Genomic DNA, 24,197 nt, shown 5'->3' with positions numbered 1-24,197 from the left:
TCAAGTGCGGCCTTGCTCCCGTAGTTGCCAGATGATAGCAGTGACAACATGAACAGAAGTTTCGCCAACTCCACAATGATGATGCTGCGCTCCTAGCGTGGCGGATTTTGTGCGCTTCTGATGCACCTTAGACCGCCCTTGAGGCGGTTTTTCATTGGTCGATCCGCCTTGAGGGACATTCAACCTTCACAAGGATATGCCAATGAATGACACGACGACTTACATCACCACCTCGATTCCGTACGTCAACGCCGCACCGCATGTGGGTTTTGCGCTCGAACTCGTGCAGGCCGATGCCTATGCTCGCCATTCCCGACTTCTCGGCAAAGACGTTAGGTTCCAGTGCGGTACGGATGATAACAGCCTGAAAAACGTTCGCGCTGCGGAAGCCGCGAGACGCCCGGTTGCCGACTTCGTCGGCGAAAATGCAGACCGCTTCGAAGAGCTTGGCAAGCGCCTTCACATCTCAAACGTAAGCGCGATTTTCGATGCGTATTGACGCCTGTTCCACACCGAACGGCGGATAGCATCGGTCGCGGTATCCGGCTCTATTCGGTCGTGGAGGTCTTGGAGAAGTTGAACGGGAGCAGGTCGCCGATGTCGGCATTCTCTTCGCGCTGTGGCAACTCGGTGAGTACGTGGCGCAGCCAGATCAGAGGGTCGACGCCACAGGCGCGGCATGTCAGCATCAGACTGTAAATCACAGCACTGGCCTTGGCTCCGTCAGCAGTGTCGCTGAACAGCCACGATTTTCTTCCGGTCGCAAAAACCCTGATGTCGCGTTCCAGGATGTTGTTATCGATCGGCATCCTGCCGTCGCTGGTGTAGCGCGTCAGATAATCCCATTGGTTCAGGGTGTAGGACACAGCATCGCCGAGCTTGGTATCCGGCACGACCTTCGGCGCGATGTTATCGAGCCACGTCTTGAGGGCGTTCAGGACAGGCAAACTGTGCTGTTGCCGGAAGCGGCGAATGCAGGCGGCCTGCGTTTCACCGGCGTCGGGCTTTATCTCTCGCGCCTGCCTCTCGATCCGGTAGAGCTGCTCGAAGAACCTGAGCGCTTGCTCCGGCGGGCCGCCGCCATTCTTTCTTGCCTTGAGGGCTTCGACGAAGCGCCGCCTGGAGTGAGCCATGCATCCGACATGGGTTGCGCCATGCAATGTGCGCCAGGCTGTGTAGCCATCGCTCACCAATATGCCGCGGTAGTCACCAAGGAAGGTCTGCGGGTGGATCTGGCCGCGCCCGGGCTGATAATCGAGCAGTACGATTGGCTGGTCACTGTCCTCGCCGCTGCGATAGGCCCACATGTACGATGTGCTGGTGGCCTCCTTGTCCTTTTCCTTGAGGACTTGAACCGTCGTCTCATCGCCATGAATGAGAGGCTGCGATCGCAACCGCAGTTTCAGCGCATCATAGATGCGGTGCAGATGCTTCTCGCTTGAGCCGATGACCCAGTGAGCGAGAGCGCCGCGGCTGATCGGAACACCAGCACGCTCGAATGTCTGAGCCACGCGGTAAAGCGGTGTGCCGTCGACGTATTTGTGGACGAGCGCGAAGGCTAACGTCGAGGCGGTAGCGATGCTGCCCGGCAGGGGCTGCGTCGGCATCGGTGCGATCACGACGGGTGTGTTGATCCCGGTGCGGTCGCAATGGCGGCAAGCGTACTTGAACCGCACATTCTGTAGGACCTTTGCCTTGACCTCGATATGGAGCTGCTCGGTAACAGCCTCGCCCATGCGATGCATCTGACCCTGGCAGCAGGGACAAGACTTCTGATCGTCGGGGAGGTCATATTCGACGCGCTCGCGTGGCAGGTCTTCTGGCAGAGGTCTGCGTCCACGCTTCTTTCCCGTTTGACCTTCTACCGCTGGCAGGCCGGTGTCCGGAAGCTCGACAACATCGCCTGCTTCGCTGCCATCCTCGACCGCAGCCTCTTCGGCCTCGTTGAAGAGACGATCAATGTGCTTTTCACTGCGGGGGGCAAAGCGATGGAGTTTTGCCAGTGCAAGCTCTTCTTCCAGCTTGACGACCCGCTGCGAGAGCGCTTCCTTCTCGGCTTTGAGCGCAGCGATTTCGGCAGCATTGGCTGCCAATTGCGCCATCAGTTCTGCAATGCTCGGTTCGCCGGTGCGAGTCATCAGATTCTTGAATCTGAACCGCCCAGCCGCGTCAACTGCTCAATTCGACATCCGTCAGCCGGCAATCTGATATTGCCGCACCGGATGGCGCACCATTGCGTCGATATCGATGCCATCGAGGATCCAGTGAAGCTGTTCTGTCGTCAGCATGACCACCGGCACCTCGCAACGGGGCCATCTGAACCTGTCCTCGGTCAACCGCTTCAGGACCATCACAAAACCGGAACGATCAAAAAACAGCAGCTTCATTCGGTCACGCCGGCGATTGCAGAAGGCAAAAACCGCAGGCGCAAACGGATCCAGCGCCATCGTCTCCTGGACCAGGACCGCCAGGCTGTTGATGCCCGCGCGGAAGTCGATCGGTTCGCGATGCAGGTAAACCTTGAGATCACCGCCCAGTCTGAACATGACCCAGCGCTCCTATGATTGCTTCCAGCACTTCCACACCGGCGCACTCGACGGTCAGGCTGACCCCGTTCGGCAGGAGTGCGCTCACCTTGGATGCGGGAAGGCACTGGCTCAATGGCTTGGTCTTCTTCAGATCGCCAGCAGAACCCGAGTGCATATCCGGAGCAATCTGAACCGGAACGAACGCCGAGGCCAAAGGCAATTGACGCTCCGCTCTGGACTTCTTCATCCACTTCCGGACGAGATTCGCATTGACGCCGTGCTCCAGCGCCAGCCGCGAGACCGAAACGCCGGGTTCTAAGCACGCCGCGACAAGCTGATCTCTCGACGCAGGGTCATATCGACGGCGGCCGTCGCGACCAACAAGCCGTACCTGCAGTTTAGGAGCATCTTCATCCATGATTTGGTGTCCACCTATTTTTTGGTGGACGCTTCATGCCTCACAGCACTCCGCTACAGAAGGCGCACAGAAATTAGCGCTTACTCTCAAACGATACGTTCGTTCGCACATCCATGGATTCAAGACATACCGCCTGCGTCCATTCCCTGTGGAACGCATGCGCCGAGAATGGCGATGTCTATAGAAAGGCCTATGAGGGCTTCTATTGCGTGGGCTGCGAGCAGTTCTACGACCTAGCGGATCTCGATGACGGCCGATGCCCGGAGCACGGTCTCCCGCTCGAAATCGTGAAGGAGGAAAACTGGTTCTTTCGCCTGTCTCGTTACGGCGGCCGTATCCTTCATCTGATCGAGACCGACGAATTGAACGTCGTTCCGGTGAGCCGGCGAAACGAGATACTCGCCTTGCTCCGGCGGGGACTCGAGGACATCAGTGTGTCGCGCAGTGCGGAAAGAGCACGCGGCTGGGGTGTTCCCGTGCCCGGCAGCAACGAAGTTATCTATGTCTGGTTTGATGCCCTGGCGAACTACCTGACAGGGCTTGGTTACGGCTCCGACGAGGCGCTGTTCCGCCAATATTGGGCACGGCAAGGCGAGCGTACCCACTTCGTCGGAAAGGGAATTTCCAAGTTCCACGCAATTTACTGGCCGGCAATACTTCTGTCCGCTGGTGTACCACTGCCGTCATCGATCTTCGTTCACGGCTACCTGACGGTCGACGGGCGAAAGATCGGGAAATCGGCCGGCAACGGCATTAGTCCCGATAGCCTCGTAGAAAACTATCGAACTCCGGACGCACTACGCTATTACCTGCTACGCCATATCCGTTCGGCTGATGATGGGGATTTCTCCGCACAAAGGTTGGAGGCGGCATGGTCGGGAGAACTCGGCGGGCAGCTTGGGAATCTCGTCAATCGGGTTCTCGGATTACTGGCGTCGTCCTTCTCCGGCGTGACGCCAGCGGTTCCCGACACCGCGCTTGTCCGCGAAGCAGCCGATCTTGCCGGGAAAGTCCAAAATGCCTTCGACAACTACGAACTTCATCTCGGTCTGGCAGAAATCTTTTCCTATCTAGGGTCCGCGAACAGGGAGTTTACGCGAAAAGCACCTTGGTCTGATGCCAAGGCTTTGATCAGCGGGCTCGAGGAAACGGAGCGACAAATAGTCTCGGATCGCCTCGGGGCAGCTCTGGCAGAGCAGGTCTATGGGCTTGCGATCGTCGCTCGTTGTTTGCTCCCGTTTTTGCCGGAGGCCGCTTCCAGGATACATGCAAAGCTCGGAATCTCGCTCCCCGCACATTATAGTACCCCTCTTGTCGTCAGCGGAGCGAGGACGATTTCAGGAGAGATTCTCTTCCCGCGCCAAACAGTGGTGCAAGCCAGGTCGTGATGCAGCAGCCTTAGCACTTCCGAGGCGCACATGCGCCTTGCAAGGGCCATCCGAAACCGCTGTGGCGAAATATTTCGCCATAGCGGTTTTGCGGTCTTGCGTCAGTCAAGAACCTCAAGCCTCCAACGCACGGAGCAAGCTTTCCAGATTTCGCTCACCGTCCTTGGTCTGTGCGCCAGCCTTGAGCCCGCCCCGAATGAGCTTCTCGGCTGCAGGACGTTCGAAGAGCCCTGCCCAAGCGTCATGCTCGCGGCGAAAGCCTTCCCGCAGGTCTACGGGAGGCAGCGCCTTCCTGGCCGCGGCGATGACGCCTTCGGGCAAGGCGGCGATATTGCGCGCCAATCGGTTGACGAAGCCATCGAGTTCGGAGGCCGGAAGCGCCCGGTTGATCCATCCGTAACGCTCCGCCGTCGTCGCGTCCATGAGGTCAGCGCCGAGGATCACTTCAAGAGTCCGGCCGCGCGTCATCCGACTGGACAGGTATTGGGTGGCGCCACCGCCGGGCGTAATCCCCATCAGGGCCTCGCATTGAGCAAGCCCTGCCCGCCCTTCGGCGGCAAACACCATGTCGGCGGCTGCGACAAACTCCGCTCCGCCGCCGCGTGCCAGCCCGGCGAGTTTGACGATTGTCACCTGCGGCTGTTCCCGAAGAAGTTCGCCGAACGCCTGGAACGGATTGAGGTCTTCCGAAGCCTCGCGGGCAATCTCGTCGAAGGCATGCGGATCATCGATCAATGTCATATCGACATGGGCAATGAAGAACTCCGGATCGGCGCTCTGAAAAACCAGCACGCGGGTGTCCGGTTCATTACGAACGGAAAGGAGAAATCGGCGGATCTCGCTCATCAAGGGGACGTCGAGAACGTTTACCGGCGGATTGTCGATCGTGATCGTCGTAACGCCGTCTGCCCGGGAAATCCGAAGCCGGCTGAAATCAGTGTCTGTCATACGTAAAATCTCTATTCTCGGGAAACTCTGGCGCTGGTGTTTCGCGCCATTGACCTTAATGGTATTCATTGGATACCTGACGTCAATTACGCACCTGAAGCATCCCAGGGATGCCGGAGGATACCGATGAATGAGTCGACAAGTGAAAACGACCCGATCTATCGTGCCGACTGTCCGAGCCGGGTGATCCTCGACCAGATCGCCGACAAGTGGTCGATGATGGTGCTGGCGGTACTCAGCGAACCCCGGCGTTTCAACGCCATCAAGCGTCGCCTCGATGGCGTCACCCAACGCGTGCTGACACAGACGCTGCGCAAGCTGGAGCGCAACGGCATGGTAACACGTAGGGTTCTGGATGGACGCGTGCTCGGCGTCGAGTATGCGCTGACGCCACTCGGCCGATCGCTGCAAGGGCCGTTCTCGATCCTGTTCGACTGGACTGTCGAGAACATCGACGTGATTCAGGACTGCCAGCGCAGCTATGACGCGCGCGAAGATCGCGCCGCGACCTGAACGGCGATTTGCGGAGATACCAATATTGCACGCCAGCGCGCGAGTTGGATGACCTGCCCTCGTGCGAGATTCTCGGCTTATTTAGACGCCTGGCAACCTTCAGACCACCGCATTGCCCCCGCGGAATTTGGAAATTGCATTTTGTGCCGGGGATTTAGCGACTAATCGCAGTGTTCTTGCGTACAGGATCGTAGCTTTGAGTAGCGTGGCGTGCTGTCGAGTGGTTGCGGGGGCTCGCAACACCCTTTCTTGCGATTAGTTGAACAGACAATTCCCACGCTCGCCGCGTAGCAGACCTCAAAGGACAATCTTGCTGTGGGAATGATGCCTCGCGGACCGTCGCGAGCGGAAGGGCGAGTTCGGGACGTCGGTGGCCCATATCTCGGGTAGAACGCTTTAGTCGGAAGATGAAGCCTCGTTCTCTTTGAGGTCGGTGTCATTCATCGGTGGGTAGCACGATCTGACCAAACTCCCGCGACGATCGGCCTCGCTCAACCAACCCGGCCGGCCCAATCCCATCAGACACTATCAGCCGATCATGGTATAAGACCCGCCCTCCGATAGGCTCGGATCGTCCGGTCATAGATGGCGATGTCCCGGCAACCACGCGCGACGAGTTGAGCCCCTTCGATCGCAGCAAAGATGGCCATCGCGTGTTCGCGCAGGTCCTGCTCGCTTTGCGAAGGCTTTGCCCATGAGAGCACCCTGGCAAGCCAGTCAACGTTCATCTCGGCGAATTTATCGACCTCGGTCCGGACCTCCGCAGGAAGGTCGTCAAGTTCCGCGCTCATGATGCCGCACAGGCACATGCGGTTGTCGTTGGCCAGGGCAGAGCGAAAGATCTCAGCGTATCTGTCCATGCACCAAGCCGCGTCCACAGACGTCGCTAGTAGCTCCGCCAGAAAAGCCGCGCCTTCCTCGGTATAGCGACGCGCCAATGCAGCGCCCAGGTCACCCTTAGTCGGGAAGTGGTAGTGCACGCTGGCACTTTTGATCCCGACCTCTTTCGCGAGTTCGCGAAAGCTGAGCGCATTGTAGCCATGCGACTGCACCGTCGCTCTTGCAGCCGCCATGACCGCCTCGCGCATATCCGTCTTGGTTTTTGCCATCATCGCTCCGCACCTATCACTCGATAGATAGTTGTTGACGCCGGAAAAGGGAAGAGCTAAATAGCGCCGGCAATCTATCTATCGATAGACAGACACGGAGTCTCCCATGAAAATCTTCGATCGCCCCGGCTTTCCCAATCCGGCCCGCATCCGCATCGTGCTTGCCGAGAAGGGCCTTGAACCGCAGGTCGAGTTTGTCTCGGTCGACCTCATCGCCGCCGAACATAAGCAACCCGCCTTCCTCGAAAAGAACCCCTCCGGCGTGCTGCCGGCTCTCCAGCTCGACGATGGCACCTACATCAGTGAGGCCACCGCCATCACTGAATATCTCGACAATCTTGACGGCGATCCGCGGCTCACCGGCAAGACGCCGAAGCAAAAGGCCGTCATCCACATGATGCAGAAGCGGGCCGAGACCGAGCTGCTCGATGCAGTCGGCAATTACTTCCACCACGCAACGCCGGGTCTGGGCGCCGAGTTGCAGGTGTTCAAGAGCCCTGAATGGGCTGGCCGCCAGGAATGGGGCAACCGCCAGCGTGATAAGGCGCTCGCCGGCATGAAGTATTTCGACGCGGTGTTGCAGGACAGTTCATTCGTCGCCGGCGATGCATTCTCGATGGCCGACATCACTGTGTTTGCCGGGCTGATGTTCGCGGATGCAGCCGGCATTGCCATCCCTGAAGACCATTCCGCGCTTCATTCCTGGCGCGCAAAGGTCTCTGATCTGCCGAGCGTCAAAAACCGGAGCGGCCAGATGTTCGTCACTGAGGATCTGCGCAGGCTCGGCTTCTAATCCACGCGAAAGCGGTTCGAACACCGCCGGACGCGTCAATCAACATTCGCCACTTACGCTGTCCAGGCGGCATATTCTTCATGGAGTTTACTCATGTCTACGATTACGACACCCGACAACGCTTTCCGGCGCAACCTGTTGAAAGGGGCCGCCATCGCCGGCATCGGACTGGCGGCGGCCGGTGCCGCCGCAACCCCGGTGGCAGCAAAATCACCCGCGTCAGCCCGTGCCGGCAAGCCGACGGGCGATCATCTCGTCACGAAAGACGGTACCAGCCTTTACTACAAGGACTGGGGCACCGGGCCGGCCGTGGTGTTCAGCCATGGCTATCCGCTTTCATCCGACGCGTGGGAGGACCAGATGTTCTTCCTGCTAGAGAACGGCTATCGCGTTATCGCCCACGATCGTCGGGGCTTTGGGCGCTCGAGCCAGCCATCCAGCGGCTACGACTACGACACCTTCGCCGACGACCTTAACCAGTTGGTCGAGGCGCTCGATCTGCGCGAGGCGACCTTCGTCGGCCACTCGATGGGCGGTGGCGAGGTCGCACGCTATGTCGCGCGTCACGGCCAGAGGCGCGTCGCCAAGGTCGCCTTCGTCTCCTCGGTAACGCCCTTCCTGCTCAAGACCGCGACCAACCCGAACGGTGCGCCGAAGGAGCAGTTCGATACGTTCCGCGCAGCCGTGCAGGCAAACCGGTCGCAATGGAATCTCGACGTCACAATGCCGTACTACAGCTTCAATCGTCCGGGGGCACACGTCTCGGAAGGCCTGCGGGAGAGCTACTGGCGGCAGGGGCAGGCCACCGGCTTTCTTGCCGCCTACCATGCGCTTGGCGCCTTCTCGGAAACGGATTTCCGCGATGACCTGAAGAAGATCACCGTGCCGGCGCTGGTGGTCCACGGCAGTGACGATCAGATCGTACCGCTAGAGATCTCCGCGAAGTTGACCGCCGGGCTCGTTCCTCACGCCAAGCTCATCGTTTACGAAGGCGGCTCGCATGGATTGCTGCATGTGGACAAGGACCGCTTGAACGCCGACCTGCTGGCGTTCCTTCGCGGTTGACGCTCCATCGTCCAAAAGGCCGGGGGCCGGACGTAGCCTGGCTCCCGGCGACTTTGAGCGCCCTCGCACCGTTCTCCAACGAGACGGCGCGACGATCGGTTCAGAGCCGATCGGGTAGAATAAGACCTGACACGAGACATCCGGTCGCCGTCGCGGGGGCATTCCCCGGGGCGACGGGAGTCTTACTGTGAACGAATCCGATCCTGGCAAATCAGGATGTCGCGATCTCGTTGACCGACGCGTCGTAAAAGAGATCGTCACCAAACTCCTGCCCGACGATGCCCCCCAGTCCTGCCGACAGTGACACCGCGGCGTCCAAAGGCGCAAACGTCATCGTCACGCGCCGCACCAGCCCGGCCTCGTCGCGCTCGATGACGCCCACCGCTTCCAGATCGAGGCCGGTGCGAAGTGTTGCCTGATATTGCACGAAATGGCGCTGACCGATCGCACCATAGAAAGTGGGCGTCTGCGAGGCATAGAGCGTGCCGACGACTTCGACCAGGCGCTTGACGTTGTCCCGACCCGAAACCGGACGGCGCATAACCGTCCCTCTTAGTTCGGCGTCATCGGCAAGATCATCCAGGAATGGGTGCTTTTCTCCGTTGCTGCTCGACATGTCGTTTCTCCGGATGGCGTGATTCCTGGGGTGGCCGCGTGAGCGCGATCCAAACTCAACTCCGACATTGCGGAACATAGTGTGTAATTGCACTCCAAGCAATGAACCTTGGAACCGGATTGTGCCGAGTCTGGCACGTGTCGGTCGATCGCCGAGGTTCGGACTTGACACTGTGCAATTGCACATTTAGATATACCCCATGCCGACACCCACTGGTCCCCATCTCTGTTACGCCCTCGCTGCCCGCCAGAACGCGCGGCATCTGAGCCGTCTTTATGACAATCATCTGGCACCTGCCGGTCTGTCGGTTTCGCAGTTCTCGATTCTGTCGCTGCTGGAAGACTACGTGTCTCTGAAGATTACCAGTCTGGCCCAGATGCTGAGTATGGAGCGCACGACGCTTGTCCGCGCGCTGAAGCCGCTGCAGGCGGCCGGATGGGTTGTGGCCGGTAGAGCCGATAGCGGCCGCTCCTTCGATGTCACGCTTTCCCCCTCCGGCGTCGCAAAGGTGGCGGAGGCCGTTCCCCTTTGGGAAAACGCCCAGGCCGCATTTGAGCGGGAGGTCGGACAAGACCGCGCCGTGCGCATGCGCGATGAAATCCTGGAGCTGAACCTCGGGGGATAGCTCCCTTTTTTTACCCAAAAGTGTGTAATTACACATCTTATGATGCAGCCATAAACAAGGAGATGAAAATGACCGACAAGTTCCTCGTTACCGGCGCGACCGGTGAGACCGGCCGCTACACAGTCCAACGCCTGCTCGAAAAAGGCCATGCCGTCCGCGCGATGGTTCATAAGGAGGACGAGCGCGCCGACGCGCTTCGCGGCGAAGGGGCCGAGGTCGTGGTTGGCAACCTTTTCGAGCATGATGACGCGATCCGCGCCGCAGCTGGCACCACCGCCGCCTATTTCTGCTATCCCGTCCGTCCAGGCATCATCCAGACGACGGCATATTTCGCCGATGCGGCCAAGCGTGCCGGGCTGAAGGCCGTTATCAACATGTCGCAGATCTCGGCGCGCGAAGACTCCAAGAGCCATGCAGCGCGCGATCACTGGATCGCCGAGCAGATCTTCGACTGGTCGGGTGTTCCCACCATCCACCTGCGACCGACCTTCTTCTCGCAATGGCTGCTCTACTCGTTTGCACGCAAGACGATCGTCGAGCAGAGTATCATCGACCTGCCCTATGGCGCTGGTCGCCATGCCCCGATCGCGGCCGAGGACCAGGCCCGCCTGATCGCCGCGCTGCTGGCCGAGCCGGCCGCCCATATCGGCAAGACCTACAGGCTCCATGGGCCGACCGAACTCGACCAGCCGGGCATCGCTGCGGCCATCAGCGAGGTGCTCGGCCGCAAGATCGGCTATCAGCCGCTGACCATCCCCGCCTATCGCGAGCGACTCGAAAAGTTCGGCTTGCCCGAGTTTCTGATCCAGCATTTTTGCGCGATTGCCGTCGACTATCAGAATGGAATCTTCTCAGGCGCCGACAAGATCATCGCCGAAGTAACGGGCGTGCCGCCGATGACCGTTCAGGACTTCGTCACGTCGCACCGGGCCGCCTTCAATAGTCTCGAAGCGGCGGCGTGAAGCCGCTCTGGTTCAATCGCCGTTGAGCCTTCCCGGCGTGAATCTTCGCCTGAGGCGAGGAAGCCGAAGCGCTTCTCGTCCGACTACCATCTGATCGCCCGTCCAACGGTGCATCTGCATCACCGAGCCGAAGGCACCGGCTCCATCCAACAAGCCAGTGGCGGCGCGATGAAAGCGCTGTCCAAGCAACCTTCCAGGAAAAGCAAGTTGAACATCGACCTTTCCGGTAAAGTCGCCCTCGTTACAGGATCGACCGAAGGAATCGGATTTGCCATTGCCCGCGGGCTCCACCAGGCCGGTGCAGAAATGATTATCAACGGCCGCACCCAGCAAAAGGTCGATGCGGCGGTGACGCACCTCAGCAGCCGTGTCCGTAGTCATGCGCTCGACCTCGCTGGCGCCGAGGGATGTGACGCCATGATCCGAGCCGAACCCGAGCCCGACATCGTCGTCAGTAACCTCGGCATCTTTCCTGACTGAGCGACTAATGATCGCGGCTGGAGAAAACGGGGGAGCACCAGATCGTAGAGGAGAGTAGTTGCGGGGGGGCGCACGACGGAACGGGAAGCCCACCGCCCGTCGAATACACATGTCGACGCAAAAACCTGGTTTGGGTTCAATAAAATGGGTGACGCCAGTCACTCCGGGTCAATACTCGGTGCAAGAAGATCAGAACGAGTTGGAATTGGCATGAGATCGGCAAGCAGAGCGGCAGCCTTATACGCTGGTCTCATCCACCGGCCTAGTCCTGATTGGCAACCACCGGCAATGTGCCTTCGTCCGGAACGCGCGCTTCGGTCTGCCGGGCGGCAGAGACGAGGCGGCGCTGTGCACGGATCGCGTTCCATTGTTGGTCGATCAGGACGCCAATAAGGATCACGCCACCCATCACGGCGAAATTCAGCGATGAGGGGATGCCGAGCAGATTCACGAGGTTCTGCAACTCCTGGAGCAGGACCGTTCCGAGCACGACGCCAACGATCGATCCCTCGCCACCGCGGAGCGAAAAGCCGCCGAGTACGGCAGCGGCAATCGCATAGAGTTCATAGAACTGGCCATGGCTGGCCGGCGAGATCGAGCGTGTGTACATGGCGAAATAGATCGCCGAAAGCGCCGTAAGCAGTCCGCAGATGACATAGGCCGACATCACCATCCGGCCGGTGCGGATACCGGAATAGCGGGCGGCCTCCTCGTTCTTGCCGATCGCGTAAAGATAACGCCCAAAGACAGAGCGATGCAGCACCACCCACATGACCACGGAAATGACGACGAGCGCAATGAAGGTGTTGGGAACGCCGTAGAACCGTCCGGCGGTCAGAAATTCAAGGTCTGGGAAATTTTGGCCGAACGCAAAACCCGCCGTTCCGTCGGCCGTATAGAAGCGCGCCGCCCCGCGATAGATAAGGAGGCCGCAGAGAGTGACGACGAAGGGTTGCAGGTTCAGCCGGGTGATCAGCCAGCCGTGAATGGCACCTATGGCCGCGCCGAGCACTAGAATGAGTGGTAGCGCCAGCAGCCATGACATATCCTGGACCGCGACGAAATCGACAAACAGTACGCCAAGAAGCGCTACGAGCGAGCCCACGGAAAGTTCGATACCGCCTGTAATGATGACGTAGGCCTGGCCGATCGACAGGATGCCGAACAGGCCGATCAGGTTGGCGGTATTCGCCAGGTTGATTGGCAGCAGGAAGCGCGGATTGATGATGGCGACGACGATGCCGACGACGACGATCAAAAGCAGCAGTCCAAGATCTTTTTTGATCATTCGAGATCCATTCCCCGATACCTAATTATATCGCCGCAGCGGCTATTTTACGCCTTTGCCGACAGCAAGCAAAAGGACGCTTTCCTGACTGAATTCGTCCTCATCGAGAATGCCGGCGATCTGGCCCTCATGCATGACGGCAATGCGGTCAGAAACGCCGATCACTTCTTCCATGTCGCTGGAGATCATCAGGATCGCGACACCGGCATCGGCAAGCGCCCGCATCAGGCCGTAGATCTCGTTCTTCGCGCCGATATCGATGCCGCGTGTCGGCTCGTCGAAGATCATCACCTTCGGGCTCATCGACAACCATTTGGCAAGCACCACTTTCTGCTGGTTGCCGCCAGACAGAGTGCCGGTTCGAGTCGAAACGGAGGGCGTCTTGATGCCGAGGCGAACGCGCTGCTTTTCGGCCGCCGCCGTCTCCCGCTCGGCGGAAAGCATGAAGCGGCTGGCGAGCATGGGGAGATCTGCAAGGGTTATGTTCTGGGCGATCGGGAAATCAAGAAGAATGCCGTTGCGCTTGCGATCCTCCGGCACCAGGAAAATGCCGCGAGCAACGGCGTCCCGCGCGGAACGCAGCACAATTTCCTGTCGGTCCTGCAGAACGGCTCCGCCGTAACTCCGGTCGATGCCGAAGAGTACCCTTGCGAGTTCGGTGCGGCCCGACCCGACGAGGCCCGCAAGCCCCATGATTTCTCCATACCTGATTTCAAGATCGACGGGGCGGCCAGGATAGGCCGCGGTGCGCACGCCGCTTGCCTTCAGCGCAACCGAGCCGGGCAAGCGCTGTGGCTTTGCAGTACGGGCCGCAAGCACCCGGCCGATCATCAGCTTGACCATTTGGTCGTGGCCGATGTCCTTCTTGGCGAGCGTACCCACAAGCGCGCCGTCGCGGAGTACCACGACCCGGTCGGCCACGCGCTCAACCTCGTGGAGACGATGCGAGATGAAAATAACACTGATGCCATCCGCTTTCAGCAATTTGATGATGCTGAGCAGCCGCTCGGTTTCCGCCAGCGGAAGGCTGGATGTGGGTTCGTCGAAGATTACGAGCCTCGCGTTGATAGACAGCGCCTTGGCGATTTCCACCATCTGCTGCTCAGCAAGCGAAAGCGACGCCATGGGTGTGTCGGCGGAAAAATGCGCGCCCACGCGCTTCAAGAGTGGCTTCACCATGTCCCTTAGTCGATCGCGATCGACGAGCTTAAAAGGTCCCGCCTTCAGCGGTTCGCGCCCTAGGAAGATATTGGCGGCAACGTCGAGATTCTCAAAGAGGTTGAGTTCCTGATGCACGAAGGCGATGCCGGACGAGATGCTCGATTCCACAGTGAGGAAACGAAGCTCTGCCCCGTCGAGCAGGATCTTGCCTCGGTCGGGTGCGATCACGCCGCCGAGAATCTTCATCAGCGTCGATTTTCCAGCCCCGTTCTCGCCGACAAGGCCGATGACCTCGCCTGGCACGATGTCCATTGAGAGGCCCTCGAGTGCAACGACGCCGGGATAGGTCTTGCCAACTCCGGAAAGCGAAAGGAACGGCGTTGAGGGCGCGTCCGATGACGGAATGTCGGAGCTATGATTCATCGCCTGTCCATGACTGCTAATACTGTTGGCGTGATCCTTTCACGGCAGCGGCGAGTGCCGCCGCCGCGAAGGCGGGTTATTTTCCAGTCATGGCCTTCAGGTTGGCGGCATACTTGTCAACGTCATCCTTGCCGATGATCACCGTGGGGATAATGATCAAGCCGTTGGCGGGAACGCCGGACTTGTCCCCCTTGAGGTAGGCGGCCATCAGTTTCATGCCCTGATAGGCCCATTCGAACGGCTGCTGTACGACGGTTGCGGCGATCGTGCCTTCCTTGACGCCGCCGAGCGTGATCGGGTCATCATCAAAACCGACGACGGTGATCTGGCCGAGTTTGCCTGCGTCGCGCAGCGCCTCATAGATGCGCGGGGTGTTGTAGGAGTAGAAGCCGACCATGCAGGTCAGGTCGGGGCTGGCTACCAGCGCGTCCTCGACGTTCTTCTTGGCACGGGTCTGGTCGATGTCGTCACCGCGAACATCGACAAGCTCGATCTTGGTGCCCTTGAGCCCCTCCTTCATGCCTTCGATGCGTTCGCGGGCGTTATCGGCGCCCAGCAGACCGACGAAGCCCATGCACTTGCCGCCATCCGGCATCGCCTTCTTGGCGATTTCGGCGGCCTGCTTGCCGGCGTCGACGTTCGAAGAACCGATATAGGCGACGCGGTTGGTCTTCGGCGCGTCGCTGTCGGTGGTGAAGAGAGCCGTCTGCGAGCCGATCTTGTTGAGGCCGTCCGTCTGGGTCTTGGGATCGACGGCGGAAACCATGATCCCCTTGACGCCGGCGCTGACGAGATCTTCCATGAGACGCTGCTGAATGGCGACAGCCGCCTGCTCAGGATACTTCAGCTCCATGGTGTAGTCCGGCATTTCGCCCTGCGCCTTTTTCACCCCCGCCTCGGCGGCTTTCCAGAAGTCGGACGCCCCGTTGACGACGAATGCGAGCGTCGGCTTGTCGGCAGCATGGGATGTAGCTATCGGTGCCACACTCAGCATCAATCCGGCGAAGAGCAAGGCTGCATTTTTGCGTTTCAGCTGTTTCATAATACACCTCCCGAGGGCCGCAGTTGCGAGGGCCCGTTCGCGACTTACGGCCGGCCGGATGCGCGCCCCCTCCAAGGGCCCGTCGCGAAGTGACGTGTGGCATAGGTGCCGATCGCTCCCCGACGGTATACCAGAATCTTAATTAGTAAATAGTAATATGAATGTGGGCCGATACATGTTGATGCTAGGGCGTCGACTCATAAACTCTGACACCAGATGCGCGCCGCGACAAGTTTGACAGCGGCGAGATAGTTTTCCGGGCGCTTGTCGTAGCGTGTGGCGATACCTCTGAACTGTTTGATCTTGTTGAAAAACCGCTCCACGAGGTTTCGCTGCCGATAAACCCAGCGCGAGAATGAGAAGGAGCCCGTCCGATTTGCTTTGGGCGGGATGTTGGCCCAGGCTTTGCGCGCGGCCGCCTTAGCCCGGATGGCGTTACTGTCATAGCCCTTGTCGGCAAGCAGGATGTCGCCTTCGCCGAGGCTGTCAGTCAGCGCATCGGCTTCAGTGCAATCAGCAATCTGCCCGCCGGTCAGACGGAGCGTGACGGGCCGACCTTCAGCATCGACGAGCGCGTGGATTTTGCTCGTGAGCCCGCCGCGGGAACGTCCCATGCCACCATCGTCTTGATCCCCTTTTTTCCCGTGGCCGCGTGCTGGTGAACGCGAACACAGGTCGAGTCGATCATGACGATGTCGCCATCGTAAGCTTCTGAAACCGCTTCAAGAAGCCGATCCCAGACACCAGCCTTCCGCCAGCGGACGAAGCGGTTGTAGCAGGTGGTTGGCGGCCCATACCGCTCAGGAACTTCCGCCCAAGGAGAGCCTGTTCGGAAGCGCCAAAGGATGCTATTCAACACCCGTCGGTCGTCGACACGGGGAACGCCGCGCGGCTTGTTGGGAAGAAGTGGCGAAATAATCGACCATTCCTGGTCCGTGAGTTCGTAGCGGCGGCGTGTCATCATGGCTCCTCATTCGGAAGCCTTGAATCACGAGGCACGCAAAACGCCAAGAACATTAATGGGTTTACGCCCTAGCATTACAGTTGTATTTTAGTTTTGAGGTGAGCTCGTCGAGCGGCCGCCTGATGGGCGCGCCTCCAGCACGACCATGCGATGACGTAGGCGGGGCTTATGCGACGCTGAGCGAGTCTTATGGCGATGCGCCGGACTTCCTGGATAGACCAGCGGATCAAGTCCTGATGGTCGGCATCCGCGGTCTTTTTTGGGGCGTCGCGTCATTGGCGCGGTACCGGATCACCGCCATCATGGCGAAGGCAAGCATGACGAGGGAGACGTGGCGATGCCAGCCATGCCATGACCGGGTTTCATTGTGATCGAGTCCGAGCTCGTTCTTGGCGGTCTCGAAGCTGTCTTCGATCGCCCAGCGATGGCCTTCAACGGAAACGAGCGTCTGGATGTCCGTCCCGGCCAGGCACCATGTGGTGAAGAATGCGAGATCACCGTCGCTGATATTGCGCCGGATCAGGAGGCCACGGGTCCAAAGCCCAGATGTCGTCTCGTTGTATTCGTCGGCATCGAGGTCGGCGAGTTCGCAATAGGCCCAGTCATGAAGCCGCGCGCCTTTGGTGCCCTCACCGGCGGAAAGACGTTGCCATGCACTTGGATCGAGATCACGGGCGATCTCCTGCGCTGTGCCGGCGACCGGAGGCTTACCCGACCAGGAGCCGAAATGGTGGTCCGATTTAACCCCAAGAACGTAGCCTTTGCAGGCTCGACGCAGGGTCCCTTCAACGTCCCCGACGCCATAGACCGCATCTGCGGCCACCCATGAAAACGGCACATCGGCTGCCAGCGCACGCCGTATCATCTCGACAGCCAGGCCTGGCTTGGTAGCGAAGGCTGTAGCCTGAGGAACATGAGCTGCTGCCAGCCTTGCCGGATCGCCGGTCCAGCTTTTGGGCAAGTACAGGGCCCGATCGATAAAGGCATGACCGCGAACGGACACATAGGCGGCGAACACACCGATCTGGCAGTTCGTTATCTTGCCAGCCGAACCTGTATATTGACGTGCAACACCGCACGATGTCTTGCCCTGCTTGAGGAAGCCCGTCTCGTCGATGACCAGGACCGCATCATCCGTGGCGAGGTTTTCTACGACATACTCTCGCACGATGTCGCGAAGTGCGTCCGCGTCCCAGCGCCCGCGCCCCAGAATGGCTTGTTGCCGCCACGGGCCGGGATCACCGGCCGCCTCAGCACGCATCCAACCTGTCTTACGCCGCTCGTCACCCAGCAAGCCGTCCAGGAAAAGGTTCGCAGAGGCTGCAACTCGCTCCTGCGTAAACAGTCTGCGCATGCGAGCCTTCACGTCGCGCAACGATGATGCCCAAAGCTCAAGCGTAGTCTCGATTGATGCACCTGTCATCCATGACCTCCGAATCATGGAGACCCATAGATTCAGACCACAGATAGATATGCAACTGTAATGCTAGGTCAAATCCGCCCAAGGCGGCACAAATGCTAGACGAGTTCTTGAATGAAACGCTGTTCTCGTCACTGACCACACTCGATCAGCCCAAACTGGCGCAGCGGTTACAACGATCATCGACCGCATTCCGGCTCGGCTGGCTGACACCTGCTGAGTTCGCTCCGACGATCAATCCGCGACATGATGCGGTGCTGCGTGGCCGAAATGGCTCCGCACCGCAACCCGCCGCTACCGTCCCAAATGCAGCAACCAGAAATGGCCATCCGAAGGCCATTCACTCGGCTAATAGTGGTCTAGTCGCCCGTTTTCGTGGTTCGAATCATATCAAGCGGCCTCGGCGAGCTTGTATGACCAGGAATGACGGGATGGCGATTGACGTCTTCGATACCGGCCATAATGCGTTCCCCATGTTTTGAGGTCACCCGGATGTGACGCGGGACGGAGCGGGCGAACTTGGAGAAAAAGCCCTCGATCAGGTTGAGCCAGGAGCCGTGTTTGGGCGTGAAGGTAAATTCGAAGCGGCCTGCCGGTCGTTTATCGAGCCAGGCTCTGGTTTCTTTCGAGATGTGTGCGGAATGATTGTCGAGGATCAACTTGATGGCGGTGCCGACCGCTTGGTTTCCTCCGCTCCCGGCGAAGCCCATTCCTCCGGAATCCAGAAGACAATCGAGCCGGCTTTGAGGGCGGCGGGGCTGATGAAATGAGTCGTTGAACGCCGATACTGGGCGTCGGCAGCAACTTTGGCGCTATCTAAGCCAGCCCATCGCAATTGGGGTCAACCATAGCGCTCGTCTCCAAATGGGCCTTGGCTATGCCGCCCTCCGCGCGGCAGCCTCAGGGTCCAAGTTGAACGCCATGGTGAATCATCGCCGATCGGCGTCCTTGAGGGCAACTTTCCTGTTATGAACATCCCGCGCCAATTCAAGCTCCTTCATCGTTGGGAGCTCTTCGGTCGGCAGCTTCCCCTCCGCCGCGACATCCTCTGGTATGTCGCCGTGTCCGCTGCGCAACGTTGCACGAGCGTCTGAAGCTTGAACAATCAATTCCTCAGCTGATGGGCTCGCTATCGGACGGTTTTCATTAGCACTACGATTCCTGCCGAAAGAGGCCGGTTTGGTGATTTTATCCTTGAGCATCGGTCATCCGTCGATCCTGTTTGACTGATCGCGACCGGACCGTTTTGCGCTCGTGGCATGACGCCTTCCATTCAAGCTCCGCGATCCTTCCAAGGCTATGAAATTAGCCAGCGCTTCCAAGCGCAATCTGGCATGCCTGCGCAAGGTCTGCATTTGGCTCGCTGCTGCCAAGCGGCGTTGCCCAGCCTGCCTTCTTGATAACGTCGCTACGCCCGTATGTGCCGGCTGCTTTGAGTGCGGCCATGATCTCTGCCGAAGCCGGATCCGTTTTCGCCCGCTCGAGGCAATAGGGCGTCAGCGCAGCCGCGATGGCCGAGGTTCGCTCGATCCCGGCGGCTTTTTGAGCACTGCCATTGGTCACCCACCCGCCCCATGTGAAGCCGACGATCGCAAGTGCGACCGCGCCGCATAACGCTCCCCATAGGCCGGGGCGAAGCCAGGTCATGTCTCGCATGTCCATATCCAATCTGAGTGAAAACACGCAATATTGCGCAACATCACAATAACACACTAAAGTAATTTAGGTTTAAATTTTATTTATTATTTTGTTTTATTCGCAGATCTTCCAATTAATTTCTACCCATAGCGACAAATTGTAAGTTTATATCTTTTGTTTTTCCAGTTTCGTACTTGTCAGGTTAATTTGAACGCAATGTGGTCCAATCGTCATTTTGGCCATAAGGCTGCTTGGGGCATCTAAAACCCTTGATCGCCACCTTCCGAATTCCGATTGGCAATGCCCGATACCACCGGCCGGATGAAGGCTTGTATCCGCAGCGGTTCACAGCCTTCACTTGGAGTCTGTCGCCATGTCAGCGCACATCATGAGCACCATCGTACATTTCTCGGTCCCGTTCGCATTGCCCGACATCGATGAAACGCATCCTGCAGGGACGACAAGATCGTGCAGGATGACAACCGTCGCATCGGCGTGTCGCACAGGCCGATGCGCGTGGTCCTGAATACCTGCTTCGATAAAGTGCGCGAAATAGCTCGCGGTAGGCTTTCAAGCCGGTTGCCTCTCACGGCACCGTCGTCTCTTTGCTTTCCATAGAGTCTCGACTTCTGCTTGACGCGAATTTTCAGAGGGCTGCCTTCGGGTCCGTTCCGTATCGAACTGCCCAATCGAATCATTCGCCTCGCGGCGAATCCGGTGGCCAACTCGTCGGAAGCGTGATGTGCGTCTCCGACGTGTACAGCAGATCAGCCTTGCTGCACTTCCTCGGTGATCACCTCGAAACGGGAAAGCTTTGCCGGCCCGAACGCCGTCGACAGGGCCACATCCGTCGCGTCGCGGCCGGTCGCCATAAGGATACGCCCGATGCGCGGCGTATTATGCCGCGCGTCCACCGTATGCCAGTGACCGCCGAGATAGACCTGAAACCAAGCGCTGAAGTCCATCGGATTGGGATCGGCCGGCACGCCGATATCTCCGAGATAGCCTGTACAATATCGCGCCGGGATGTTCATGCAACGGCACAGCGTAATGGCAAGATGCGCAAAATCCCGGCAGACACCAGTCCTGTCGGTGAACCCGCCATATGCCGTTCGGAGCGGATCGGCTTTCAGGTAATTGAAATTGATGTGATTGTGGACGAAGTCGCAGATAGCCTGCACGCGCCGCCATCCGAGTGGCGTCGACGAGAAACGTCCCCAGGCAAAATCAGCGAGCCTGTCAGTATCGCAATAGCGGCTACCGAGCAGGAAGACCAGCACCTCGTTCGGCAAGTCGTTGATCGCATGCTGAAAGGCGCCTTCCGGGACGATATCCGGCTGCCCACTATCATAAATCTCGAACTCTGTGGAAATCGTCGTCAGCCCCGGCGGAGCGACAATGCGGCTGCAGGCATTGCCGAACACATCGGTATAGTACCAAGCCTCGATTTGCCTGTCGAAGGTCAGTATCTGATCGCTGAGAAGATCGACACGACGGGAGGGATGAATGTTCAACGCCATCAGCATCGGGGTCGGCTGTGTACACTCGTAGCCTATATGGAATCCGGCATGTATTTTCATCCTATATTCCTTATTGGAGAGATCGGTCATGCACGGAACGCAATTGCCAAACGTAGACGGCACTGTGGAGTTCCGCGAGTTTGCCCCCGTTGCAGTTCATTGGGTCGTAACGTTGACCTGCACCGTCATGCCATCGAAGTCGGAAACGCTGCCATCATAGCTGCCGCTCAACGGAACCGCCTGGCGGGGGTCACGTGCGACGGCCACGCGAATAAGATCGCGATTGCCGACGATGCCGTTCGTCGGATCGAACTCGGTCCAGCCTGCGCCGGGAAGATAGACCTGGCACCAGGCATGTGTGGAGCCTCCTCCAAGCGTGGTGCTGCCATCGCGGTCGGCGACGTAGATGTAGCCGGTAACGAAGCGCGCGGCGAGTCCCAGCGAGCGGACCGCCTCCATCATCAGCAATGCAAAGTCGCGACAGGATCCTGAACGCAGCGAGAGGGTCTGAACCGGCGTCTGTGTTCCGTGTTCAAGGCGGCGGCGATAGGAAAAGCTCTCGCTGATGGCATAACAGAGTGTCATCAGCAGATGGCCGGTTTCCGTCGGCTGGCCGTAACGGACAAACTGGCGGGCCCAACGTCCGATCTCGTCGTCAGAATCGCGGTAGTGACGCTGAATTGCCGGCGCGAGATCGGGAACCTCGTCCGCATCGTAGGAAAACGGGTAGGTCAAGGCGGCACTATCAATCTGGAAATCGAGTGCGAGTTGAGGCGTATGATCGAGCGTGATCTGGGTTTCGAAACGCAGCTCGCGGGCCGAAGATGCAATATCGACGAGCGCGACACAGTTGCCGAAAGCATCATGAATCCATCGCACACGATGCGGCTCCGGGTCGATCGCCAGGGATGTGTCGATAAGCCGTTGATCAAAGCTGTCGCGGGGCCGAAACATCACCCGGTGCTCGCCAAAAGCAACTTCGCGGAAATAGCGATAGGAGGTGACGTGACGAACGGAGAAGATGCTCATGGTCGCGCCTACCCGCAAACGGGACGTTCTCCCCAGATGTCGCGAGCCGCCTCCGCGCTCTCGGCCAGAAGGGACGGATTCATGACCGCCGCGTATCTGCCTGCGTGCTTCACAAGCGCCTCCTCATAGGCTTCGAGAAAGCGCTCTATGTCGAATCGGGTTTCGCTGGCGATATACACAGGCCAATACAGAATATCCCGGTCATCAACAGACGTCAGTTCGGCAAGTCTGTGCGCTTCTATTTCGAACGTTCCGTCGCGCATTTCGGAGTGCATTCCGAAATCGTCGACGATCCAGTGATCGTTTTCCATGGCGTCCATGACCCTTCAGTATCCAGGGCGAGACGGCGGCCTGGATCAGGTTGGCAACCGGCCCGGATAGCAATTGGAAAACGCAGCATCGGGATCAGAGATCCGTCCGATGTCATAAACAATGTTCCTGCACACGACATCCGCGATCACAAGCGGCCACTTGCCTAGATGAGAACAGGTCGCATCAAAAAGTTACATGCCTTCGTAGCGCCCGCTCCACCTCGGCTCGCAGGCCGTTATCTTCAATCGTTGCGAGAGAGTAGCGGCAGCGTCCTTCGAACCGTCGCTTCCAACAGCTTCCCGAAGCCGGCACTGTGCACTCATACGCTAGCGCAGTCAAAACGAATGCGCGTCGGGCGGCCTAAGCGTTCAGAGGCATATGAGACAACTCGTATTAATAACCTGCTTGGCGCCATCCGAAGGCGCTTCGTCTCGACTTCGGCAGCAAGATTCAGGGCGCTGCTGATCAGGGTCCACACACTCTTGCCGCTACCGAAAGGACGACATCATGTCCTGCGACATCCATCGTCAAACATAGTCGGAAATTCTGGGCAAGCTCTATCCGGCGGGCATGATAAGTCGGTCGTTATTCACGGCGTGGCGCACGGATACCGTTCCTGACGCATGGAGACAGAATATGCAATAAATTACGTCACCTAGTTTCCATGTTGGTGGTCCGCGCCGCGACGCAGAGTGTTGTTGTGTAATGATAAGATCGCCCGGACGATTGTGATCTCAGCAACAAATGCAGGATGGCGCGAGGGGGAGGCAGCGCTGGCGCTGGCGGATGCGGCCGAGCGCTATGTACTTTATCTGGCTTCCCCTGTTCGGCTGTTCCTTTTACCCGCAAATTCAAACGCGGCCACGGGCGCAGGCTGAGTAACTCTCTATGCCAGAAGCCTCCTGGGAAGCGTGACACAACCTTCCTTGATACGCCGAGGTCGGCGGTCCTGAATCTCTGAAGCAGACACGCCCTCACCCGAGTGCAATGGTCGTTACATTGGTCAGTTCGGCCAATGGTGGTGGACCCTGCGGGTATTTCGCGCGCCTCATATTGTATTGCTCTTGGATCAACGCCACTTGTTAATACGGGTCTGCACCCGACGGACATAGGCATTTCTTCTGGATCCGATCGGACATCTCCCTGCTCAAGCTGGAGACAATACGATGGATCATCTGCGCAAAATTACCGAGATGAATGTAGACGAGCGCCTTGCAGTTCTTCAACAACTCTCGTCGCAGCTGAGAACTAGGTCGAAAGAATCCGTCGCGGCCGACGACGGTATCATGCGACAGAGATTGGACGAAATCGGGCGCATCGTGCAGGCCCATTGCCGTCATGTTGCTGGCAATAACGCGGTCGATTCCGCTCAGATCGTCCATCGAGCCATATCTGCCCTCGCTGCTTGTCAATTCAGCAGCCAGCAAAGCTCGCGAAAATAGGCAAACCCAGCGTAGCGGCATATATCGGACCGTCGAAAAGGAGGCAAGATTCCTTACCGTCAAAAGAAATCCGGCCAAGCAAAGGACAGCGTTTATCCAAAGGGTGCTAAATGAGGCTGGGTACACCGGACAGCTCACAGCCACGAACAGTCAACAGTCCGATGTGGCGGCGCGACTGTTGATGAAATTGTTCAGGGAAGGTGTCACAGATCGTGGTGCCTTGGCCGGCAAACTTCGAAAGCACTTCGGATATGTGCCGGTCGACACACTGCTTTACAAACCAGTCAATAAGAATCGCCGAGCTATTCAGGGTACCGTTCCAGCCGCTACGCGTTCATTTTCCTGACCAACCACAGCGGCATAAGCCGGTGGTTTCCTCGTTGGCGTCGGCGGACCAATGGAGGATGACACGGCTCATCAGTCGCGACGGTAGCGGCGCATCCTTCTTTTCCGCGGCATCTGAAGGCTTTAGGGATTGCCCAACAATGCCTGCTAGAGCCGCAGCGGCGCAGA

The 24,197-nt window shown here is 58.8% G+C and carries 21 protein-coding genes and 6 pseudogenes; 10 read left to right on the top strand and 17 right to left on the bottom strand.

Annotated elements, in window-relative coordinates:
- Nucleotides 1-202: 202 nt before the first annotated feature.
- Nucleotides 203-472: pseudogene (locus WGT02_RS25775) on the top strand (class I tRNA ligase family protein); the annotation flags it as partial.
- Between the two features lie 76 nt (nt 473-548).
- Here WGT02_RS25775 and WGT02_RS25770 read toward each other — a convergent pair.
- Genes WGT02_RS25770 through WGT02_RS25760 form a run of 3 tightly spaced genes read right to left on the bottom strand, consistent with a single transcriptional unit; the run spans nt 549 to nt 2,946 of the window.
- Nucleotides 549-2,138 carry an IS66 family transposase gene (locus WGT02_RS25770; RefSeq protein ID WP_037069545.1) on the bottom strand — a complete coding sequence of 530 codons (1,590 nt, stop codon included), beginning with the start codon at nt 2,136-2,138 and terminating at the stop codon, nt 549-551.
- A 54-nt stretch (nt 2,139-2,192) separates the two neighbouring features.
- Nucleotides 2,193-2,546: an IS66 family insertion sequence element accessory protein TnpB gene (gene tnpB / locus WGT02_RS25765; protein WP_037069548.1), complete on the bottom strand. Its 354-nt coding sequence runs from the start codon at nt 2,544-2,546 to the stop codon at nt 2,193-2,195.
- Nucleotides 2,527-2,946, bottom strand: coding sequence for a transposase (locus tag WGT02_RS25760; protein ID WP_037069550.1), 420 nt, complete (start codon nt 2,944-2,946; stop codon nt 2,527-2,529). The genes tnpB and WGT02_RS25760 overlap by 20 nt, the downstream gene beginning before the upstream one ends.
- 83 nt (nt 2,947-3,029) lie before the next feature.
- Here WGT02_RS25760 and WGT02_RS25755 point away from each other — a divergent pair.
- A pseudogene (locus WGT02_RS25755) lies at nt 3,030-4,334 on the top strand (methionine--tRNA ligase); the annotation flags it as partial.
- A gap of 114 nt (nt 4,335-4,448) precedes the next feature.
- Here the strand turns inward: WGT02_RS25755 and WGT02_RS25750 are convergent.
- The gene (locus WGT02_RS25750; RefSeq protein WP_208247345.1) at nt 4,449-5,282 is read right to left on the bottom strand and encodes an enoyl-CoA hydratase/isomerase family protein; all 834 of its coding nucleotides are present in this window, start codon (nt 5,280-5,282) and stop codon (nt 4,449-4,451) included.
- Nucleotides 5,283-5,408: 126 nt separating this feature from the next.
- Between WGT02_RS25750 and WGT02_RS25745 the strand changes: the two genes are divergently transcribed.
- Nucleotides 5,409-5,795 carry a helix-turn-helix domain-containing protein gene (locus tag WGT02_RS25745; protein WP_024315121.1) on the top strand — a complete coding sequence of 129 codons (387 nt, stop codon included), beginning with the start codon at nt 5,409-5,411 and terminating at the stop codon, nt 5,793-5,795.
- Between the two features lie 536 nt (nt 5,796-6,331).
- Here the strand turns inward: WGT02_RS25745 and WGT02_RS25740 are convergent.
- A complete protein-coding gene (locus WGT02_RS25740; RefSeq protein ID WP_208247343.1) occupies nt 6,332-6,907 on the bottom strand; it encodes a TetR/AcrR family transcriptional regulator in 576 nt (191 codons plus the stop codon).
- Nucleotides 6,908-7,010: 103 nt separating this feature from the next.
- Here WGT02_RS25740 and WGT02_RS25735 point away from each other — a divergent pair, with 103 nt between their 5' ends.
- Nucleotides 7,011-7,697: a glutathione S-transferase family protein gene (locus WGT02_RS25735; RefSeq protein WP_208247340.1), complete on the top strand. Its 687-nt coding sequence runs from the start codon at nt 7,011-7,013 to the stop codon at nt 7,695-7,697.
- A gap of 93 nt (nt 7,698-7,790) precedes the next feature.
- Nucleotides 7,791-8,762 (top strand): alpha/beta fold hydrolase, encoded by a 972-nt coding sequence (locus WGT02_RS25730; protein ID WP_208247338.1) that lies wholly within the window; start codon nt 7,791-7,793, stop codon nt 8,760-8,762.
- Between the two features lie 211 nt (nt 8,763-8,973).
- Here the strand turns inward: WGT02_RS25730 and WGT02_RS25725 are convergent, their stop codons facing one another.
- Nucleotides 8,974-9,378: a hypothetical protein gene (locus WGT02_RS25725; protein ID WP_024315117.1), complete on the bottom strand. Its 405-nt coding sequence runs from the start codon at nt 9,376-9,378 to the stop codon at nt 8,974-8,976.
- A 199-nt stretch (nt 9,379-9,577) separates the two neighbouring features.
- Here WGT02_RS25725 and WGT02_RS25720 point away from each other — a divergent pair, with 199 nt between their 5' ends.
- The 3 genes and pseudogenes from WGT02_RS25720 to WGT02_RS25710 all read left to right on the top strand — a co-directional run.
- Nucleotides 9,578-10,003, top strand: coding sequence for a MarR family winged helix-turn-helix transcriptional regulator (locus WGT02_RS25720; RefSeq protein ID WP_024315116.1), 426 nt, complete (start codon nt 9,578-9,580; stop codon nt 10,001-10,003).
- Between the two features lie 68 nt (nt 10,004-10,071).
- Entirely contained in the window at nt 10,072-10,965 is an 894-nt protein-coding gene (locus WGT02_RS25715) for an NmrA family NAD(P)-binding protein (protein ID WP_208247336.1), read from the top strand.
- A 207-nt stretch (nt 10,966-11,172) separates the two neighbouring features.
- Nucleotides 11,173-11,436, top strand: a pseudogene (locus tag WGT02_RS25710) (SDR family NAD(P)-dependent oxidoreductase); the annotation flags it as partial.
- 271 nt (nt 11,437-11,707) lie between these two features.
- Here WGT02_RS25710 and WGT02_RS25705 read toward each other — a convergent pair.
- The 5 genes and pseudogenes from WGT02_RS25705 to WGT02_RS25685 form a co-directional block, all read right to left on the bottom strand.
- On the bottom strand, nt 11,708-12,733 hold the full coding sequence (locus tag WGT02_RS25705; protein WP_024315113.1) for an ABC transporter permease: 1,026 nt from the start codon (nt 12,731-12,733) through the stop codon (nt 11,708-11,710).
- A gap of 42 nt (nt 12,734-12,775) precedes the next feature.
- Entirely contained in the window at nt 12,776-14,317 is a 1,542-nt protein-coding gene (locus tag WGT02_RS25700) for a sugar ABC transporter ATP-binding protein (protein WP_024315112.1), read from the bottom strand.
- 76 nt (nt 14,318-14,393) lie between these two features.
- A complete protein-coding gene (locus tag WGT02_RS25695; RefSeq protein WP_024315111.1) occupies nt 14,394-15,359 on the bottom strand; it encodes a sugar-binding protein in 966 nt (321 codons plus the stop codon).
- A 197-nt stretch (nt 15,360-15,556) separates the two neighbouring features.
- Nucleotides 15,557-16,320, bottom strand: a pseudogene (locus tag WGT02_RS25690) (IS5 family transposase).
- A 229-nt stretch (nt 16,321-16,549) separates the two neighbouring features.
- Nucleotides 16,550-17,764, bottom strand: a complete 1,215-nt coding sequence (locus WGT02_RS25685) for an IS701 family transposase (RefSeq protein WP_208244986.1) — start codon at nt 17,762-17,764, stop codon at nt 16,550-16,552.
- Between the two features lie 71 nt (nt 17,765-17,835).
- On the opposite strand from WGT02_RS25685, the pseudogene WGT02_RS25680 reads away from it, so the two are divergent.
- Nucleotides 17,836-18,066 (top strand): annotated as a pseudogene (locus WGT02_RS25680) (integrase core domain-containing protein); the annotation flags it as partial.
- 36 nt (nt 18,067-18,102) lie between these two features.
- Here the strand turns inward: WGT02_RS25680 and WGT02_RS25675 are convergent.
- The 6 genes and pseudogenes from WGT02_RS25675 to WGT02_RS25650 all read right to left on the bottom strand — a co-directional run.
- Nucleotides 18,103-18,408, bottom strand: a pseudogene (locus tag WGT02_RS25675) (transposase); the annotation flags it as partial.
- A gap of 264 nt (nt 18,409-18,672) precedes the next feature.
- On the bottom strand, nt 18,673-18,945 hold the full coding sequence (locus tag WGT02_RS25670) for a hypothetical protein (protein WP_208247332.1): 273 nt from the start codon (nt 18,943-18,945) through the stop codon (nt 18,673-18,675).
- A 103-nt stretch (nt 18,946-19,048) separates the two neighbouring features.
- Nucleotides 19,049-19,390, bottom strand: coding sequence for a hypothetical protein (locus tag WGT02_RS25665; RefSeq protein WP_225040121.1), 342 nt, complete (start codon nt 19,388-19,390; stop codon nt 19,049-19,051).
- Between the two features lie 758 nt (nt 19,391-20,148).
- Nucleotides 20,149-20,961 carry a transglutaminase family protein gene (locus tag WGT02_RS25660; RefSeq protein WP_024315107.1) on the bottom strand — a complete coding sequence of 271 codons (813 nt, stop codon included), beginning with the start codon at nt 20,959-20,961 and terminating at the stop codon, nt 20,149-20,151.
- 96 nt (nt 20,962-21,057) lie between these two features.
- Complete coding sequence (locus tag WGT02_RS25655) at nt 21,058-21,930, bottom strand: transglutaminase family protein (protein ID WP_208247330.1); 873 nt, start codon at nt 21,928-21,930, stop codon at nt 21,058-21,060.
- 8 nt (nt 21,931-21,938) lie between these two features.
- Complete coding sequence (locus WGT02_RS25650; RefSeq protein WP_024315105.1) at nt 21,939-22,250, bottom strand: hypothetical protein; 312 nt, start codon at nt 22,248-22,250, stop codon at nt 21,939-21,941.
- A gap of 1,158 nt (nt 22,251-23,408) precedes the next feature.
- On the opposite strand from WGT02_RS25650, the gene WGT02_RS25645 reads away from it, so the two are divergent.
- A complete protein-coding gene (locus WGT02_RS25645) occupies nt 23,409-23,684 on the top strand; it encodes a hypothetical protein (protein ID WP_208247328.1) in 276 nt (91 codons plus the stop codon).
- Nucleotides 23,685-24,197: the final 513 nt, after the last annotated feature.

It is taken from the genome of Rhizobium sp. T1470, assembly GCF_042140505.1.
Classification (GTDB): domain Bacteria; phylum Pseudomonadota; class Alphaproteobacteria; order Rhizobiales; family Rhizobiaceae; genus Rhizobium; species Rhizobium favelukesii.
This window is presented reverse-complemented; position numbering and strand designations above follow the sequence as displayed.

What these genes read in the sequence shown, in the direction of transcription:
- WGT02_RS25650 (WP_024315105.1), bottom strand. Translation starts at nt 22,250, where the DNA reads ATGGACGCCATGGAAAACGATCACTGGATCGTCGACGATTTCGGAATG.
- WGT02_RS25645 (WP_208247328.1), top strand. Translation starts at nt 23,409, where the DNA reads ATGGATCATCTGCGCAAAATTACCGAGATGAATGTAGACGAGCGCCTT.
- WGT02_RS25725 (WP_024315117.1), bottom strand. Translation starts at nt 9,378, where the DNA reads ATGTCGAGCAGCAACGGAGAAAAGCACCCATTCCTGGATGATCTTGCC.
- WGT02_RS25745 (WP_024315121.1), top strand. Translation starts at nt 5,409, where the DNA reads ATGAATGAGTCGACAAGTGAAAACGACCCGATCTATCGTGCCGACTGT.
- WGT02_RS25670 (WP_208247332.1), bottom strand. Translation starts at nt 18,945, where the DNA reads ATGCTCAAGGATAAAATCACCAAACCGGCCTCTTTCGGCAGGAATCGT.
- WGT02_RS25760 (WP_037069550.1), bottom strand. Translation starts at nt 2,946, where the DNA reads ATGGATGAAGATGCTCCTAAACTGCAGGTACGGCTTGTTGGTCGCGAC.
- WGT02_RS25730 (WP_208247338.1), top strand. Translation starts at nt 7,791, where the DNA reads ATGTCTACGATTACGACACCCGACAACGCTTTCCGGCGCAACCTGTTG.
- WGT02_RS25665 (WP_225040121.1), bottom strand. Translation starts at nt 19,390, where the DNA reads ATGACCTGGCTTCGCCCCGGCCTATGGGGAGCGTTATGCGGCGCGGTC.
- WGT02_RS25720 (WP_024315116.1), top strand. Translation starts at nt 9,578, where the DNA reads ATGCCGACACCCACTGGTCCCCATCTCTGTTACGCCCTCGCTGCCCGC.
- WGT02_RS25705 (WP_024315113.1), bottom strand. Translation starts at nt 12,733, where the DNA reads ATGATCAAAAAAGATCTTGGACTGCTGCTTTTGATCGTCGTCGTCGGC.
- WGT02_RS25685 (WP_208244986.1), bottom strand. Translation starts at nt 17,764, where the DNA reads ATGATTCGGAGGTCATGGATGACAGGTGCATCAATCGAGACTACGCTT.
- WGT02_RS25695 (WP_024315111.1), bottom strand. Translation starts at nt 15,359, where the DNA reads ATGAAACAGCTGAAACGCAAAAATGCAGCCTTGCTCTTCGCCGGATTG.
- WGT02_RS25700 (WP_024315112.1), bottom strand. Translation starts at nt 14,317, where the DNA reads ATGAATCATAGCTCCGACATTCCGTCATCGGACGCGCCCTCAACGCCG.
- WGT02_RS25660 (WP_024315107.1), bottom strand. Translation starts at nt 20,961, where the DNA reads ATGAAAATACATGCCGGATTCCATATAGGCTACGAGTGTACACAGCCG.
- WGT02_RS25750 (WP_208247345.1), bottom strand. Translation starts at nt 5,282, where the DNA reads ATGACAGACACTGATTTCAGCCGGCTTCGGATTTCCCGGGCAGACGGC.
- tnpB (WP_037069548.1), bottom strand. Translation starts at nt 2,546, where the DNA reads ATGTTCAGACTGGGCGGTGATCTCAAGGTTTACCTGCATCGCGAACCG.
- WGT02_RS25740 (WP_208247343.1), bottom strand. Translation starts at nt 6,907, where the DNA reads ATGATGGCAAAAACCAAGACGGATATGCGCGAGGCGGTCATGGCGGCT.
- WGT02_RS25735 (WP_208247340.1), top strand. Translation starts at nt 7,011, where the DNA reads ATGAAAATCTTCGATCGCCCCGGCTTTCCCAATCCGGCCCGCATCCGC.
- WGT02_RS25770 (WP_037069545.1), bottom strand. Translation starts at nt 2,138, where the DNA reads ATGACTCGCACCGGCGAACCGAGCATTGCAGAACTGATGGCGCAATTG.
- WGT02_RS25655 (WP_208247330.1), bottom strand. Translation starts at nt 21,930, where the DNA reads ATGAGCATCTTCTCCGTTCGTCACGTCACCTCCTATCGCTATTTCCGC.
- WGT02_RS25715 (WP_208247336.1), top strand. Translation starts at nt 10,072, where the DNA reads ATGACCGACAAGTTCCTCGTTACCGGCGCGACCGGTGAGACCGGCCGC.